Source organism: Streptomyces sp. NPDC051173 (assembly GCF_040689515.1).
Taxonomy (GTDB): domain Bacteria; phylum Actinomycetota; class Actinomycetes; order Streptomycetales; family Streptomycetaceae; genus Streptomyces.
In genome coordinates this window covers 62,919-79,146 of sequence record NZ_JBFBBD010000029.1, presented here as the reverse complement: position 1 = coordinate 79,146, position 16,228 = coordinate 62,919, and the positions used below count along the sequence as shown (strand labels likewise).

Here is a 16,228-nt window from a genome sequence, read left to right as displayed (position 1 = left end):
GAGACCGAATTCGTCAACGAGATCCCGCCGTTCGCCGGCGCGGTCGCCGAGGACGAGGAGGAGGCCGCGGGCCGCGAGACGGTCGTCGTCGAGGTGGGCGGCAAGCGGCTGGAGGTCTCCCTGCCGTCGTCCTTGGGAACGGCCGTGGGGCGTACGGCCGAAGCGGGCGGCGCCAAGCCGAAACGCCGGGCCGCGAAGAAAGCCGGAGCCGCTGCCTCGGGCGACGCATTGACCTCACCGATGCAGGGCACGATCGTCAAGGTCGCGGTCGAGGAGGGGCAGGAAGTGGCCGAGGGTGACCTCATCGTGGTGCTGGAAGCAATGAAGATGGAACAGCCAATCAATTCCCACCGTGCGGGCAGGGTCAAGGGCATAAATGCCGAAGTGGGTGCTTCTGTCTCCTCCGGTGCCGTCATCTGTGAGATCAAGGAATGATCAAGCGTATTTGACGAATTCCATGCACTTCTGGAGAGCGTCTGGTGTCTGTCTGGGCCGGTCTTGTGGGCTGGCCCACAGCATCGAGGGTTCTGGGGTGGGCCGGTCCGCCGTACTACGTGAGGTAACTCCGTCGCAGGTCAGGGGAGTTGGCCGCATGTCGATGCGGTATCCGGAATGATGTCGGACTCGTTAATTCCGCTACCTTGGATGCACTCTGTCAAGTCGCGCTGTAGATTTCCCCCATGCCTTAAGGGCCCCGCTCTTCGCGGTCGGCCCGTAAACCGGGGGGTTGGGTTCATGCAATTCTCAGTGCTCGGTCCATTGCTGGCCACCGATGACGGTCTTCCATTCACACCGACGCCACCCAAGCAGCGGCAGTTGCTCGCGCTGCTGATTCTGAACGCCAACCGGTCGGTTTCCGTCGACGCCTGCATAGAGGAACTCTGGGACCAGAATCCTCCGCAGAGCGCCTATTCGACTCTGCACACCTATGTCCTCCATCTCCGCATGGCCATGAGCGGGATTCCGCGCATCGGATCCCTGGGTGAGGCGAAGCGGATCCTCCAGACCGCGAACTACGGTTACCGCTTGGTCGTCGAGCCCGGCGGCACCGATCTGGAGCTCTTCGAGGAGCACGTCCGCACCGCCCGCGCCGCCCTGGCGCGGGAGGACGACCGCATGGTCTCGGCCACTCTGGACAAGGCGCTGAAGCTCTGGCGCGGGGCCGCCCTGGCGGACATCCCGCTCGGCCCGCTGCTCCAGGGGCGGGCCACGGTCCTCCAGGAGCAGCGTCTCCAGGCGCAGGAGCAGCGCATCGAGGCCGACCTGCGGCTGGGCCGTCACCATGAACTGACCACCGAGCTCGCCGAATTGACCGTGCGGCATCCGACGCACGAGAACCTGCACGCCCAGTGGATGCTCTCCCTCTACCGCTCGGGCCGGGCGGCCTGCGCGCTGGACGCCTTCCACCGCCTGTCCAGCACGCTCGACCGGGACCTGGGCATCTCGCCGTCGCCGCGGATGCGCGCCCTCTACCAGGCGGTCCTGGACAACGACGAGTCGCTCGACTCGCCGGCGATGGCGGCGCGCCCGATGGCGCTCGATCTGGGGCGCCGGGTTGTCACCCAGCAGCGGCGCGTTGCGCGTCGGGCGCCGCGTCGACGGGGTATCCACCGCTAGTTTGTGGTCGCTGTGGGGTGGCCTCAAGCGCCGGCCGGGCTGGGTTGGTGGCTGGACCGGGGGTGTGACCTCCGGGCTGAGGACCTGGAACGCGGTGCGTGGCGCCGTCTTACGTATTGGGTGCTGTGACTACGCACCGCGTTCCAGAACCTCACCCTCCGGCCCCACCCCCTCCGCCGGTGGGTGACATCGCGGTCGGGGGTGCGCCGTTCTTTCTTTTCAGCCCGTTGGGGGCACCTCCCAGCGGTAGCTGGGGGAGTTTGAGGACGCGGCCGCAGGCCGCCCCCGCCGCAGGCGGCAACGGATCTGAGGTTCGGGGTCTGGGGCAGCGCTCCAGTTTCGGGAAGGGGCGGGGTGGGGGAAAGCCCGCCGCAGGCGCCAACCGGCCCGCAGACAAGGGGCCTGGGGCACGCGCCCCCCGCGGCGGAGCCGCAGATCAGATGCAGCCGGGGAGGGGTGGGGCTGGGGAACACGCCCGCCGCAGGCGGCAACCGACCCGCAGACAAAGGGGCTGGCGCGAGAGCCCCCGCGCAGCGAGCCGCACAAGCAGGCGCAGCCGGGAAAGGGCGGGGCAGGGGAAAAGCCCCGGCTCAACCCCGAAGCGGCCGCGGCGGGGGTCCGCGGCCGCCGGTCAAAGGGGAGCGGCCCACTCCATTTTGACCCCGGTTCAGTCACCGCGCGCCCCACCACCCGAGGGCACGCGGCCGAAAAGCGTCGTCAGGAGGGCGCCGAAGGCCAGCGCACCGCCCAGCCACATCACCGACCCCGTACCGAAGCCGTCGGCCATCCGCCCGCCCGCCGTGGCCCCCACGGCGATCGCGCCGTTGAAGACGCCGACGAAGAGCGAGGTCACGCCCTCGCGGGCGGAGGGCGCTGCCTTCGACAGCCAGGTCTGCGCGCTGACCGACACCCCGCCGTAGGCGAGGCCCCAGACCGCCAGCAGGGTCAGCGCGCCGGGCGTGGAGGCACCGAGCCCCGGGATCAGCAGCACCGACACCGCCAGCACTCCGCTGATCACCAGCAGCGTCCCCTTGACGCTCCTCCTGACCCGGGCGCCCGCAAGGAAGTTGCCCGCCACGCCCGCCACGCCGTAGACCAGCAACAGGGCGCCGACCAGGCCCGCGTTGACGCCGGAGACGTCCTCCAGCACGGGGCGCACGTAGGTGTACGCGGCGAAGTGGCCGCACACCAGCAGGGCCACGACGGCTAGCCCGGTGGCCACTTCGGGGTTGCCGAAGAGCCGCAGCACACCGCCCGGTCCGACCGGCTGCCCGGCGGGCAGCGGCGGCAGCAGCACCGCCATCGCGAGCGTCACGACGATCCCGAGTGCCGCGATCACGAGGAACGCCGCACGCCAGCCAGCCCGTTCACCGATGTACGTACCGGCGGGCACGCCGAGCACCGACGCCACCGCGATCCCGCTGAACACCATGGACGTCGCGGTCCCCGCGGATTTGGCCGGAACCAGCCGTACGGCCAGGCCGCCGGCGAGCGACCAGACGCCGCCCATGCCGATGCCGACGAGCACGCGCGCGACCGTCATGACCGTGAAGTCCGGTGACCAGGCGGCGAGTACGTTCGCCGCAGTGAGCAGCGCCATCAGCGCGCAGAGCACGAGGCGCCGGTCCAGCCGGCCGACCGCGGAGGTCACCAGCGGGGCGGAGACCGCGCCGACGACGCCGGTGACGGTCAGGGTCAGACCGGCGGTGCCCTCGGTGATGTCGAGCGCGTCGCCGATCGGGGTGAGGAGGCCCACCGGCAGCATCTCCGACGTGACGACCGTGAACGTCCCGGCCGCCACCGCCAGTACGGCGAGCCACGCCCTCACCGCCGCGTTCCCCGGGGCGGGCGCCCCGGCGGTCAGGTCATCAATTTTTGCCATGTCCTCAGCCAAACGGGGCTGACCAGGGGGAACAATCGCGAAGTCCTCATGCTTCCATGAGGTGGACTAATCGACGCGGTATCCGGGGGGACGCGCTTGCGGGGCCCTCGGACGCCTCCACCGGAAGCGGGGCACGGGAGTCATGGCAGTCGGCGAAGCCTCGGCGCACCGGAAGCCGGCGAGCGGCGTGGAGATCCGCGAGCTGGAGTGTTTCCTGGCGCTCTCGGAGGAACTGCACTTCGGGCGGGCCGGGGAGCGGCTGTACGTCTCGCAGGGGCGCGTCAGCCAGCTCCTGCGCTCCCTGGAGAGCCGCATCGGCGGCCGGCTGGTGGAGCGTACGAGCAGGCGCGTCCGGCTCACCCCGCTCGGCGAGGACTTCCTCGCGTCCCTGCGCCCCGCTTACGCCGCGCTCCGCGCCACCGTCGAGGACGCCCGCGCAGCCGCCCGCGGTGTCTCGGGGCGGCTGCGCGTCGGCTTCCAGGGCACCGCCCACGACCGCTTCGTGGCCGTCGTCAGCCGCTTCGAGGACCGCTACCCGGACTGCTCCACGGAGATCGTCGAGGTGCCGCTCTCCGACCCCTTCGGCCCGCTGCACCGCGGCGACGCCGACATCGCGGCCGTCCTGCTCCCGGTGGCGGAGAAGTCCCTCGTCCTCGGCCCGGTCTTCTCCCGCCGGCCGCAGTACCTCGCGGTCTCCACGCGGCACCCCTTCGCGTCCCGTACGGACCTGTGCGCGGAGGACCTCGCCGACTGCCCTCTCGTCGGCGTCCGCGGCCCGGCCCCGGCGTACTGGCGCGAGGCCCAGGCCCCCACCCGCACCCCCGGGGGCCGCCCCGTCCCCGCGGGCCCCACGGTCGCCACCCTCCAGGAGGGCCTCTCCCTCGTCGCCGCCAACCGCGGCGCGATGCTCCTGTGCCACCCCACCGCCGAATACCACCACCGCCGCGACATCGCCTACGTCCCCCTCACCGGCCTCCCGGACTCGGCCCTCGGCCTCGTCTGGAACCCCGCCCACGAGAACTCCCGCATAAGGGCGTTCGCGCAGGCGGTGGAGGAGGAGCTGGTGCGGGACCCGCAGGGAAGCTGACGGGCTGTCACGAACACCTCACGCCGCTTTATGATCGCGATTCCAAGGGGAGGGGGCGCACATGGCGGCAGGGGACTCTGCCTCGCGCAGGGCGCAGGAGGCCCGGCGGCAGGAACGGCTGCTGCGGGAGCAGTGGCAGGCAGCGCGCGGGGAGGCCGCCCGCTGGGAGGCGGCGAGCGAGGGCGAGCAACGGGTCGCCGCGCAGCTGCTCGTCCTCACGGAGCGGGGCTGGCGGCTGCTGGTGGACCGGCGCTGGCCCGGGACGCGCTCCGCCAATGTCGACATGCTGCTGGTCGGCCCGGGTGGCGTCTTCGTCGTCGACGTCAAGAACTGGCGCTCGCGCCCTGAGGTCTCGGACGGGCACCTGAGCGCCGGTGGCGAGTCCCGCGACCGCGACTACGGAAAGATGCTGGCCATGACGAGGGTGGCCGAGCAGGCGGTCGCGGCCTTCGGCATGTCGCCGGTGGCGGTCCAGCCCCTCATGGTCTTCGCCGGTCAGCGGGTGAGCGCCGAGCTCGGACGCGTGAGGCTGCTCGGCGAGGGCGAGGTGGGCCCGGCGCTCCTCGCCGAGCGGCTCAGGCTGCGCCCGGCGGTGGTCCGCGCGATGGCCGACCACCTGGAGGAGGTCTTCCCCGCGTACGAGGGGAGCACCGTCCCGCCGGGGGCACCTGCCCGCCCGGAGCCGCGCGAGGACGGCGGGGCGGCCCTGTTCGACGTGGGGAAGCTGCGCGAGGCCGCGATGGCGGCGGCCCGCGCGGCGCCGATCGAGGAGTGGATGACCTTCCTCGACCCGGCCCAGACAGGTCTGGTGGGGCGCAGGTGGTCGGGGCCGGCGCGGATCAGCGGGCCCGCCGGCACGGGCAAGACCGTGGTCGGCCTGCACCGCGTGGCCCACCTCGCGCAGCGGACCAGTGGCCGGGTCCTGTACGTCACCTTCGCGAAGAACCTGCCGCGGGTGCAGAGCACGTTCCTGAGGACCATGGCCCCCGCCGTGGCCCACCGCGTCGACTTCCGCAGCCTGCACGCCTGGGCCCAGGAGTTCCTCCACGAGCGCGGCATAGCCAGCCGCCTCCACAGGGAGAAGGCCGAGACGGCCTTCAGCCTGGCCTGGAAGGGCGTGGGCCGGGACAGCTGCCTCGGCGGGATCGCGGCCGGGCCCGGCTACTGGCAGGACGAGATCCGCTATGTGATCAAGGGGCGGGGGATCACCACGTTCGAGGAGTACGCGGGGCTGTACAGGCGGGGCCGGAAGACCAACCTGCGGAGCACCCACCGCGAGGCGGTCTGGGCGCTGTACGAGGAGTACGAGCGGATCCGCGAGGACCGCGGGGTGCACGACTTCGACGACATCCTGGCCCTGGCCCTCGAAGAGGCCCGCGCGCATCCGGACCGGTCGCCGTACGGCGCGGTCGTCGTCGACGAGGTCCAGGACCTCAGCCTGGTCGGGGTGCGGCTCCTGCACGCCCTGGTGGGCGACGCGCCCGACGGCCTCCTCCTGATCGGCGACGGCCAGCAGGCCGTCTACCCCGGAGGGTTCCGGCTGTCGGACGCGGGCGTCGACATCAGGGGCAGCCGCGGGCAGGTGCTGCGCGTCAACTACCGCAATTCCAAGGAGATCCTGGACGCCGCCCTGGCCGTGGTCGCCGAGGACGCCTTCGAGGACCTCGACGGCGTGCGCGTCCCCGGGCGCCGGGAAGTGGATCTCACCTATCACGACGGCCACGTCGTCCGCGTGACGGAGGCCACGGTCGCCGGGCACGACCGGGCCCTGCTGGAGGCGCTCCGCACCGACGCCGCGACGCGGCCCGCGCGGCCGTGGGCCGACGTGGCGGTGCTCTGCCCGTCCTGGGCCGCCCTCCGCCACTATCAGCAGCTCCTGGCCCGGGCGGGTATCCCCGTGTGCCTGCTGGAGCACTACGACGGACAGCCGGTGGACGGCCTCAAGCTGGGCAGCTACCGGCGGGCCAAGGGCCTGGAGTTCAAGCACGTCTACCTGCCCCGGCACGACGAGGCCCTGCGAGGCGGCGCCCCCGGCGACGAGAGCGCGCACGAACGCCGTGAACTCGCCCGCAGCCAGCTCTTCGTCGCCATGACCCGCGCCCGCGACACCCTCTGGCTGGGCAGCGTCCCCCAGGAATGACGGCGCGGGCGGCAGGGCCGCATACGCAGAACACCCCTCCGTCCACGTTTCCGTGGGCGGAGGGGTGTCGCTGGCGGTAGCGGTGGGATTTGAACCCACGGTGGAGTTGCCCCCACACACGCTTTCGAGGCGTGCTCCTTAGGCCGCTCGGACACGCTACCGAGAGAGAGCTTAGCGGACGTTGGGCCGTGCTCTGAAATCGCGTCCCGTTCGAGGGTCCGGGAGGGGCTTCGGCGCGGGTCGGCGGGTGGCCGGCGGGGTGCTCAGCGGGTGGTCAGCGGGTGCGGAAGAAGTCCGTGAGGAGGGCCGCGCAGTCCTCCGCGAGGACGCCCGCGACGACCTCCGGGCGGTGGTTGAGACGGCGGTCGCGGACGACGTCCCAGAGGGAGCCGGCCGCGCCCGCCTTCTCGTCGGCCGCGCCGTAGACGACGCGGTCCAGGCGGGAGAGGACGATCGCGCCCGCGCACATCGTGCACGGCTCCAGGGTCACCACGAGGGTGCAGCCGGACAGGCGCCACTCGCCGACGGCCCGCGCGGCCTCGCGGACGGCGAGCACCTCGGCGTGGCCCGTCGGGTCGCCGGTGGCCTCGCGCTCGTTGCGGCCGCGGCCGATGACGGAACCGTCCGGGGCCAGGACGACGGCGCCGACCGGCACGTCACCGGTGCCGGGGGCCAGCGCGGCCTCCGCCAGGGCGGCCCGCATCGCGGCCAGCCAGGGATCCCGTACGGGGTCGGGGGCGGGTACGGGATCGCTCCGGTGGCCGGACCGGCCGGGGACGGCTTCGTTCATCGCACCAGTGTGCGTCAGCGGACGGCCTCCAGGACCTCGGTGCAGCCGAGCGCGTCCGCGATGCCGCTCAGCGCGTCCCCGTCGAAGGACCGCAGCTCCCGCGGGCCCACCCCGAGGTCGTCGAGGATCAGGTGGTCGCCCAGCGGCCCGGCGGGCACCGGCCGGGCGGGGTCCGGGGCGTCGGCCTCGTCCTCCTCCGGCTCGGGCTCGCCGTCCTCCGTGCCGTCGAGGTCCGGGAGGCTGCCCAGGTCGCCCTCGGCGTCGTCGCGGCCGAGCAGTTCGTCGGTGAGCATCGAGCCGTAGGCGTTGCGGCGGGCGGCCGCGGCGTCGGAGAGGTAGACCCGGGGGTCGTCCTCGCCGTCCACCCGGACGACACCGAACCAGGAGTCCTCCTGCTCGATGAGCACCAGGACCGTGTCGTCGTCGACCGAGGACTCACGGGCCAGGTCGGCGAGGTCGGACAGGCTTTCCACGTTGTCGAGTTCTGTGTCGCTCGCTTGCCACCCGTCTTCGGTGCGCGCGAGCAGTGCGGCGAAGTACACCGTGACTCTCCCACTGGTCATAGGCGGTGCCGGGCCGGACGGGGACCACCCCGCCCACTCGGAATCGTGGCAGAAACCCGGCCGTTGCGAGAGGTCTTCCGCGCTGCGTCGTGCAGCAGTCCGAAGAGATGTGCCTCACGTGGGCTCCGTACGGGCGTCGCGGGTACGGGCGTGTCGCGCCGGGCGCCGGCGGGCGGGGGCCCCGGGCAGGCCGGGGACCGGCCATGGGCGGCTCACCAGCGGAAGGTCCGCATCCGCATCTGCTGGCGCATCCGGGCGGCCCGCGCCCGGCGCGGCTGCACCCGGTCGCGCAGCTCCTTCGCCTCGTTGAGCTCGCGGAGGAACTGCGCCCGTCTGCGACGGCGCTCCGTGTCGCTCTCGTCCTCCGGTGATGGCGGGTCCCCGGGGGTGCCTGCGGGCCCGCTCCCGTACGTCTCCGGGCCGTGCGGGGCGCCCGGGGTGTCCGGGTCGCCCGCCGTGCCTGCCATGTCCGTGGTGTCTGGATTCTCGCGGATCTCGCGGTCAGCCATGGGCAGCACCACCTCGCGCCGAGGGTCTCGCCCGGCGTGGCAGACCGGGCGTACGTGCCCACTTTCCCCCTAAGTGGTGGTTTGATGCCAGTGCTGCGACAGACTGTCGGAGGGCTCCGCGCCGCTGCCGCCGACCGCGCGGGAGCTGGCGCCCGAAAGCTCGGTTAATGTCGATGTCATGCGGATCCACGTCGTCGACCATTCGACAGCTCTATAAGACACAATCCCACTACAGTGGCCACATGAAGCCGATCACGGGCCCCGACGGGGGCCGTCCGCTCCGTATCCTGGCCGCGCTCCGGATCTCCCTCGATGACGACAGCAGCTCTTCCATCGAGCGTCAGCGGGAGAAGCTCAAGGAGTGGCTGCACGTCAATCCGCGGTGCACCCTCGTGCACGCGACAGAGGATCGTTCGGTGTCCGGCGCGGTCGACCTGAAGGACAGGCCGGAGCTGGGGCCGTGGCTCGCCGAGGACAAGCGGGACCAGTGGGACGCCGTGTGGGTGAGTACCCAGGACCGGCTGGGGCGCGACGACCTTCACTTCATGGCCTTCGTCAAGGATCTCCTGGACTGGCAGAAGGGCATCTACGTCCACGACGACCCCTCGTTCGACGTCAGTACCGAGACGGGGCGACTGATCGCTTATGCCAAGGCCACACAGGCGGCGGGAGAGCTGACGCGCATCCGCAAGCGGGCGCTGGACTCCCGGGACTACCTGCGCCGGAACGGACTGTGGGCGGGTGGGAACCTGCCGTTCGGCTACGAGCCCGCGCCGGTGGCGGTTGGCGACAAGACCCATTACACGCTCGTGCAGCAGCGTGACTACGCGAAGCTGCTCCGGGAGGTCGTCCAGCGGGTCGAGGACGGCGAGAGCCTCGCTCAGATCGCGCGGGACTTCAACGAGCGGGAGATCCTCACCTGGCAGGACTACCTCCGGACGCTGCCGGGGCGGGAGGGCCGCAAGCCCAAGGGGCCCAAGGGCGTTCAGTGGCATCCGTCCACGATCAGCCGCGTGTTCAAGAAGGTGTCCTGCATCGGGTGGGTGCAGTACCAGGACAGGGAGATGGGGAAGGTCCGGATCGCAGAGCTGGACAATGGCGAGCCCGTCATGTTCACCGATGAGCCGATCCTCGCGGCCTCGGAGCGGACGGCCGTCCTGGCCAAGATCGAGGAGCGCGCGGCCAAGCCGCAGCGTGCCCGCCGTTCCGTGGCCCGTCTCAGTGGTATCGCCAAGTGCGGGAACTGTGGGCAGCGAATGACCATCAACCGTGTGACGCACAAGCTGAAGAGCGGGGCGGTCACATACGAGCGCTATCGGTGCGCTTCGACCACCAGAGCCAGTCAGTGCAGCATGCCTGCGTACATCGAGAAAGACATCATTGATGAGTTCCTGGACGACCTGCTTCTGTGGAAGTTGGGGGACAAGGAGGAAGTCCGCGTCATCAAGAACGCGGGAGAGGACCACACCGTCGAGCTTGAGCAATACCGGACACGTCTCGCACGTGTGGAGAAGGAAGACGAGCAAGGCTGGTACGACGACGACCGCGAGTCGTACCTGAAGAAGCGGCGCAACCTCGTTGCCCGCATCAAGGAACTCGAATCGAAGCCGGTGATCCCCGCTACGGTCATCTATGAGCCCACCGGTCGCACCTTCCGGCAGAAGTGGGAAGGGATGACGGACGAAGAGCAGCGGGAGTACCTGCTGGCCCACAACGTCCTCATCGGGGTGTGGCGGTCCGGGATTGTGCCCAAGCAGCGCGCAGCATTCGTCTGGCTGGGTGACCTTGTGGAGGCCGCGCACGCGATGGGCTTGGAGTACGACCCTGACGAGGACGCCTTGTGGGCCTTCACGCGGATGAATGCCACCGAGGAGCAAGAAGCAGTGGCGAAAAAGTGGATTGAGGAATCTTTGCCAGAGGGGAAGGAGCTTCCCTCCTTCTGACGAAGAGGGCCCGGGGCTCCCCGGGCCCTCTTGCTGTAGGCGCCATGTGGGGTCAGTGCAGGTACCTCTTTGGCTGGCGTTGGCTGCTGTAGTTCTGGTGATTTTTTTCAGAGATTCAATGGGCCTCAAGGGGCCCATTTTGATATCTCCAATGAGTGAAAAATCCCGATGACCTTCAGAAAGGGGCTTGTCCCGACTGTGGAGGCCTTTCGGTGAAGGCCCCGTAATCGTAGTCGATAGGCATGATGCTGACATAGTCAGTACCTAGTGTCTCGTGATCCCGCTCGTATCACTTCGAGTTGTTTGCAACGAGTTTCTTCGTTGGTCTGGACGAGGCGGACCTTCGTCAGGATCTCTTCGGCGGTCGCGGTCCAAGTGAACGGTTTCGCCTCGGAGTTCCAGGCGTCGATGTAGTTGCGGATCTGCGTGATCAGGACGTTGACGCTGGCGAAGGTGCCGCGGCGGATCGACTGACGGGTCAGGATGCCGAACCAGGTCTCGACCTGATTTATCCAGGAAGACCCGACGGGAGTGAAATGGAAGTGGACGTGCGGGTGGCCGGCCAGCCATGTCTTCACCTCCGGCGTGGTGTGTGTGGAGAGGTTGTCCAGAACGACATGGATCTCCTTCCCGGCGTGCGGCTTCACGGCCTTCTTCAGGAAGGCCAGGAAGTTCTTGCCGTTCCGGCTCGGCTTGCACTCGCCGATCACTTCACCGGTGCCGACGTTGAGGGCGGCGAACAGGTTCGTGGTGCCGTGCCGGATGTAGTCGTGGGTGCGTTTCTCGGTGGCAGAGAAGGTCACGGGCAGCACCGGCTGGGTCCGGTCCAGCGCCTGGATCTGCGTCTTCTCGTCGATCGAGAGCACGACCGCGCCGCCCGGCGGGGCGAGGTAGAGGCCGACGACATCGGCGACTTTGTCCGCGAACGCGGGGTCCTTCGAAATCTTGAAGGTGCCGTTGCGGTGGGGCTTGAGGTTCTCCTCGCGCCAGACCCGCGCGATGTAGTGCCAGGACACGGAGACGTTCTCGGTCCGCTTCACGTACTTCGCCAGCTCACGCGTAGACCAGTGCGAGAGGCCGGTGAACGCCGGCGGCGTCATGCGCGTCAGCGCGATCACCCGCGCCCGGACCCGTGCCGGCACCTGTTCCCGGGCGCCGCCAGGGCGGTCACTTTCCAGACCGGCCAGCCCGCGCTGGGCATAACAGGTCTTCCAGCGGTCCACGGTCGGCAGTGACACTCCGAGCAGTTCGGCAATGTCCTTGCGCCGACGCCCTTCGTCCGACCACAGCACGATCCGGGCCCGCGTGGCCAGAACCGCAGGCACATCCCGACCGTCCGCCAACGCCCGCAGCTCGGCGGTCTGTTCCTCGGAGAGCTCCATGCCAGCAACAACGAGACACACGAGATCAAGTAACGCCGACGGAATCACGACGCACTAGGACTGTTCCACTTCAGCCATAAGCATCCGAAGGGTAAGGGAGTGCTTTTCCGCCGGAAGGGCATCAAGCGCTGCACGCGCATACCTGGTCCCGCCATACCTGTCTCCCGAGCGCGCAAGCATCAGACCTCGGTGCATTTCGAGATGGGTGGCGAATCGTGGAAGAGCTGAAGGCAGCTCTTGTCGGGCCGTTTCCTGAGCCTCTACCGCTGCCTTTTCTTCGCCAAGTCGAGCCGCAAGGAGAGAGATGAACACGTTCATTCGCCACCACGGCACCGCGTAGTCAGAGGTTTGTTCATCGGATGCAGCCTTGTCGAACACATGGCGACCCCGATTCAGGAGTTGCCGGGCCGCGTCAGTGTCTCCCCGGATCGCTGCAGCATGCGCCTTCCCCATGATTGCATTCAGGAGTCCCAGTGACGGCTTGTCGCTGATTGCTATCGCCTGGTCAGCGAGCACGTCAGCGACCCCAAGGGAAGCGCCTTCGTAACCCAACGCGATAGCTGCGCGCCCTCGAACCCAAACGCGGGCGCCGTCGTCACCAGATTGATCTGCTGCCTCAGCGGCAAGGCGGTACCAATTAACCGCCTTGGCCCCGTCGGAGCCTGGGAAAGTTTTCGCATAAAGAGTCATGAGTCGGGAAGCAGCCGACCAGAGGCGGGGGTCCTCAAGCTGTTGCTGGATCACCACCAATTCTCCGGAAATGCGGCGCTGAATGTCGGTGGCGCCGAGACTCATGTACTCAGTTCCGTAGGTGGTCAGCTTGCTTTCCCAGTCGTCTACGGAAGGGCCGCCGCGAAGTCGGGCAGCGAATCCGATGCCGAGTAGGTCTGAGGCCACCACCGGCGCTATGGCGGTGGCTGCCACATCGGACAGGAACGTACGACGTTTCACTTCACCCTCAAGAACCGCTAGGGGCGCGTCCAGGACGGCCGACAAGCACCGGAGGCAGAACGCCCCCGGTTCCACCTTGGATCGTTCCCAGCGGCTGATGTACTCACGAGTGAGCCCCGTACCGAAGGCATCGTTGATCTCGTCCGCTAGTCGTCCCTGGGACCATCCCCGTGCCTCACGGAGGTCCCTGATCAGTGCGCCGATGGCCATAGGTCCATCTTGCCCCTTGTGCTGCTCCCAGGTACCGCAAGAACCCATGTTCGGACGGGACTTGCCCCTGCCGATGCCCCTATGCGGCCAGCTCGGGAGGCGAAACGGTGGAGGTGCACAAAGCGTGCACCCCCGCAACCGTCCTACCGGCCCGGGGACATGGACCACCTGAGGGGGCGGGCAGCCATGGTTGAGCATGCGCAGGGCCAGTCAGCGAGGGGCGCCGGGCTGCGAAGCGATCACAGCGCATCCAACTTCCCGCCGGTCATCTCGTTGCCGCTGTCGTCCGCCATCGGCTCCATCCACTACGTGGACTGTGGCGAGTGCGTCAGCCTGCTCAAGGCGCGAAGCAGGTACCGGGAGCACGGCGACGAGGCCGGGGTGCAGAGGATCAACGACGACTTGGCGGCCCACTGCGCCAAGCGCCACGTGCGGTGAGATGCCGACCCTGCGAGCGGTACCTCGACGTCGTGAACGCCGCCACCGGGCGTCTTCAGTGGGCGCGGGTGCAAGCCCGAACGGCGCTGCCCGGAAGGGGGCGCAGAGCGGCTCTCGACGCCGTCTCGGCCGCAGAGCGCGCCCTGGCCGACCTGCGAGCCGGATGGGCCCGACAGCGCACCTTGTGCGGGTGCTCCGAGTGATCCGGCGGGTGGACTGGTCGGGGACGGTCGAGGGCGCTTTCCTTGTCGCCGTCCTGCCCCTGTCCCAGTGCCGTCGTCTGGCTCGCCATCCATGGCGGACCGAGCCGTTTCTAGACGCCGGACGGGTAGCGTCACGAGGGCTGACAAGCCGCCGTCGCGTCCATGCCCCTTCACTGGGGTGCCGCGCAAGCGGTGAGGGAGAGGGCCTCTGTTTGGGTTGACGCCCGGACGGGGGTTCCCAGCTCCCTGGCGCGGCCCTGGTCGTCGAAGTGATCAAGGGGTGACGGAGTTGTCCGGCCTGTGACGCCAGGTAGCCTGTTTTGTGGGCCGCCGCTGCGGCCGTTGTTGCAGTTCAGGCCCATGGAGGATGTTGTGCGTTTGCAAGTCGTCGACCACCCGCTGGTGGCGCACAAACTCACCACGCTGCGCGACAAGCGCACGGACTCTCCCACCTTCCGGCGTCTCGCCGACGAGTTGGTCACCCTGCTCGCGTACGAGGCCACGCGCGATGTGCGCACGGAGCAGGTGGCGATCGAGTCCCCGGTCACGGCGACCACCGGCGTCAAGCTGTCCCACCCCCGCCCCCTGGTGGTGCCGATCCTGCGGGCCGGTCTGGGCATGCTCGACGGCATGGTCCGGCTGCTGCCGACGGCCGAGGTCGGCTTCCTCGGCATGATCCGCAACGAGGAGACCCTCAAGGCGGAGACGTACGCGACCCGGATGCCGGAGGACCTCTCGGGCCGCCAGGTCTATGTGCTGGACCCGATGCTCGCCACCGGCGGCACGCTGGTCGCGGCGATCAACGAGCTGATCCAGCGCGGTGCGGACGACGTCACCGCGATCACCCTGCTGGCCGCCCCCGAGGGCGTCGAGGTCATGGAGCGCGAGCTCGAGGGTGCGCCGGTGACCGTGGTCACCGCCTCCGTCGACGAGCGGCTGAACGAGGACGGCTACATCGTCCCGGGCCTGGGCGACGCGGGCGACCGCATGTACGGCACGGCGGGCTGACGCCCCCGGCGAAGAACGAAGGGCCCCGCGAGGGGGCCCGTGACGCACTGAGGCCGGCCGGTCCTTCGGGACCGGCCGGCCTCGGGTGTTTCTCCCCGGTGGGCGGAAGCGGTGTCCTCGGACGCCGGGCGGGCTGCGATGCGCCTGATGAGAGGCCGCGTTCCGGCCCTTCCGCGGAGCCCGAGGACGTTCCCCCGGGCCCCCGGATCTCGTCCGGGGGCCCGGAAGGGCCGCCCGAGGCGGCGGGCGGCTCGCAGCCGCTCATCGCGGCGGACGGCCCCCGGCCGCTCACCGCGTCGGGCGGTGAGCGGTCAGCACTTGGCCGGAGCCGGTGCCGCCGCCTTCGAGGACGGGGGCTGCGAGGGTGACGGCGACGCCTCCTGCGACGGAGCCTCCGAGGCCGGCTCGCCGCCCATCTCGGTGAGCGCCCGGTCCGCGTCCTGCTTCGAGGCGAGCTCCTTGTACTCGGCGCCGAGGACCAGGTCGACGTCCTCGCCCGTGCGCTGGTCGTTCTTGACCTCCGTGCCGCCCAGCTGGGTGCCGAGCACCTTGAGCGAGCCATCGGCGATCTCGGGGGCACCCAGCAGGAGCCCCACGCCGCCGACCTTCTTGTCGTAGAGCTCGGGGGCGTTCCCCACCTTGCCGATCCTGAAGCCGCGCCTCTTCAGCTCGTCCGCGGTGATCTTGGCGAGTCCGCCGCGCGGCGTGGCGTTGTAGACGTTGACGGTGATCTCGTCGGGCCTGGGCAGGGGCTTGGGGGCGTCCGCCTCCTCGGCCGGGGCCCCCTTGCAGTCGCCCTTCCCGTGCTTGGTGCTCTGGCCGCCCTTGCCGTGTGCCGCCTGGGTCGTGGTGTCGCCCCCACCGGAGAAGACGTCCACGAGCTGGAGCGTCCCCCAGCCGGCCAGCGCGAGCGCGGCGGCGACGGAGACGGCGGCGAGCACGATCCTGCGGCGATTTCTGGGGCGGCGCATGTGTGGGAAGCGATGGCCCGTGATGCGGTACTTTCCGCCCATGCCGGGAGGCGTCAGCATGCTCATGGGCGCAGCGTAGTGCGGGGCGGAGCCGCTGCCTACTAGATGATCAATGGGTTCGCGCACGCCAACCCGAAAGGCCGAACAACGGCCGGAATCGGGCGCCATTCGGGGCCGCCCGTACGGGTGTTGACCTGTCGGCTGATCAGTCGGGCCGGTCGGGTCTGCCGGGTCAGCCCAGTTCGAGGACGCGCGCGTGGAGCACCTGGCGCTGCTGGAGCGCGGCGCGCACGGCGCGGTGCAGACCGTCCTCCAGATAGAGGTCGCCCTGCCACTTCACGACGTGGGCGAAGAGGTCGCCGTAGAAGGTGGAGTCCTCCGCGAGCAGGGTCTCGAGGTCGAGCTGCTGCTTGGTGGTCACCAACTGGTCGAGCCGCACCGGGCGGGGGGCGACGTCCGCCCACTGCCGGGTGCTCTCCCGGCCGTGGTCGGGGTACGGCCGCCCGTTTCCGATGCGCTTGAAGATCACACGGA

Annotated in this window: 15 protein-coding genes and 1 tRNA gene; 7 read left to right on the top strand and 9 right to left on the bottom strand. The window is 69.7% G+C overall.

The annotated features are described in order from the left end of the window. The coding region (locus AB0435_RS17740; RefSeq protein WP_366427374.1) for a biotin/lipoyl-containing protein at window positions 1-435 on the top strand (435 nt) is incomplete at its 5' end. A gap of 312 nt (window positions 436-747) precedes the next feature. Further along, window positions 748-1,617 (top strand): AfsR/SARP family transcriptional regulator, encoded by an 870-nt coding sequence (locus AB0435_RS17735; protein ID WP_366427373.1) that lies wholly within the window; start codon window positions 748-750, stop codon window positions 1,615-1,617. A gap of 667 nt (window positions 1,618-2,284) precedes the next feature. Here AB0435_RS17735 and AB0435_RS17730 read toward each other — a convergent pair. Further along, entirely contained in the window at window positions 2,285-3,499 is a 1,215-nt protein-coding gene (locus tag AB0435_RS17730) for an MFS transporter (protein ID WP_366427372.1), read from the bottom strand. Window positions 3,500-3,641: 142 nt separating this feature from the next. Between AB0435_RS17730 and AB0435_RS17725 the strand changes: the two genes are divergently transcribed. Continuing rightward, window positions 3,642-4,586, top strand: coding sequence for a LysR family transcriptional regulator (locus AB0435_RS17725; RefSeq protein ID WP_366427371.1), 945 nt, complete (start codon window positions 3,642-3,644; stop codon window positions 4,584-4,586). Window positions 4,587-4,647: 61 nt separating this feature from the next. Continuing rightward, entirely contained in the window at window positions 4,648-6,726 is a 2,079-nt protein-coding gene (locus AB0435_RS17720) for a UvrD-helicase domain-containing protein (RefSeq protein ID WP_366427370.1), read from the top strand. Between the two features lie 71 nt (window positions 6,727-6,797). Here the strand turns inward: AB0435_RS17720 and AB0435_RS17715 are convergent. From AB0435_RS17715 to AB0435_RS17700, 4 genes are all read right to left on the bottom strand, one after another. Continuing rightward, window positions 6,798-6,887 (bottom strand) — tRNA-Ser (locus tag AB0435_RS17715). A 113-nt stretch (window positions 6,888-7,000) separates the two neighbouring features. Next, a complete protein-coding gene (tadA, locus tag AB0435_RS17710; RefSeq protein ID WP_366427369.1) occupies window positions 7,001-7,516 on the bottom strand; it encodes a tRNA adenosine(34) deaminase TadA in 516 nt (171 codons plus the stop codon). Window positions 7,517-7,530: 14 nt separating this feature from the next. Continuing rightward, on the bottom strand, window positions 7,531-8,058 hold the full coding sequence (locus AB0435_RS17705; protein WP_366004742.1) for a hypothetical protein: 528 nt from the start codon (window positions 8,056-8,058) through the stop codon (window positions 7,531-7,533). Between the two features lie 233 nt (window positions 8,059-8,291). Further along, a complete protein-coding gene (locus tag AB0435_RS17700) occupies window positions 8,292-8,588 on the bottom strand; it encodes a hypothetical protein (RefSeq protein ID WP_366004743.1) in 297 nt (98 codons plus the stop codon). A 242-nt stretch (window positions 8,589-8,830) separates the two neighbouring features. On the opposite strand from AB0435_RS17700, the gene AB0435_RS17695 reads away from it, so the two are divergent. Beyond that, the gene (locus AB0435_RS17695) at window positions 8,831-10,531 is read left to right on the top strand and encodes a recombinase family protein (RefSeq protein ID WP_366427368.1); all 1,701 of its coding nucleotides are present in this window, start codon (window positions 8,831-8,833) and stop codon (window positions 10,529-10,531) included. Window positions 10,532-10,788: 257 nt separating this feature from the next. On the opposite strand, the gene AB0435_RS17690 is transcribed toward AB0435_RS17695, so the two are convergent. Further along, the gene (locus AB0435_RS17690) at window positions 10,789-11,913 is read right to left on the bottom strand and encodes an IS630 family transposase (protein WP_366427367.1); all 1,125 of its coding nucleotides are present in this window, start codon (window positions 11,911-11,913) and stop codon (window positions 10,789-10,791) included. Window positions 11,914-11,967: 54 nt separating this feature from the next. Then, window positions 11,968-13,074 carry a helix-turn-helix transcriptional regulator gene (locus tag AB0435_RS17685; RefSeq protein WP_366427366.1) on the bottom strand — a complete coding sequence of 369 codons (1,107 nt, stop codon included), beginning with the start codon at window positions 13,072-13,074 and terminating at the stop codon, window positions 11,968-11,970. 273 nt (window positions 13,075-13,347) lie between these two features. On the opposite strand from AB0435_RS17685, the gene AB0435_RS17680 reads away from it, so the two are divergent. Both AB0435_RS17680 and upp read left to right on the top strand, forming a co-directional pair. Next, window positions 13,348-13,512: a hypothetical protein gene (locus tag AB0435_RS17680; protein WP_366427365.1), complete on the top strand. Its 165-nt coding sequence runs from the start codon at window positions 13,348-13,350 to the stop codon at window positions 13,510-13,512. 575 nt (window positions 13,513-14,087) lie between these two features. Then, window positions 14,088-14,723 (top strand): uracil phosphoribosyltransferase, encoded by a 636-nt coding sequence (gene upp, locus AB0435_RS17675; protein WP_366427364.1) that lies wholly within the window; start codon window positions 14,088-14,090, stop codon window positions 14,721-14,723. A 311-nt stretch (window positions 14,724-15,034) separates the two neighbouring features. Here upp and AB0435_RS17670 read toward each other — a convergent pair whose 3' ends face one another. Both AB0435_RS17670 and AB0435_RS17665 read right to left on the bottom strand, forming a co-directional pair. Next, window positions 15,035-15,760, bottom strand: a complete 726-nt coding sequence (locus AB0435_RS17670; protein WP_366004745.1) for a LytR C-terminal domain-containing protein — start codon at window positions 15,758-15,760, stop codon at window positions 15,035-15,037. Between the two features lie 166 nt (window positions 15,761-15,926). Next, window positions 15,927-16,223 carry a type II toxin-antitoxin system VapB family antitoxin gene (locus tag AB0435_RS17665; protein ID WP_003986294.1) on the bottom strand — a complete coding sequence of 99 codons (297 nt, stop codon included), beginning with the start codon at window positions 16,221-16,223 and terminating at the stop codon, window positions 15,927-15,929. Window positions 16,224-16,228: the final 5 nt, after the last annotated feature.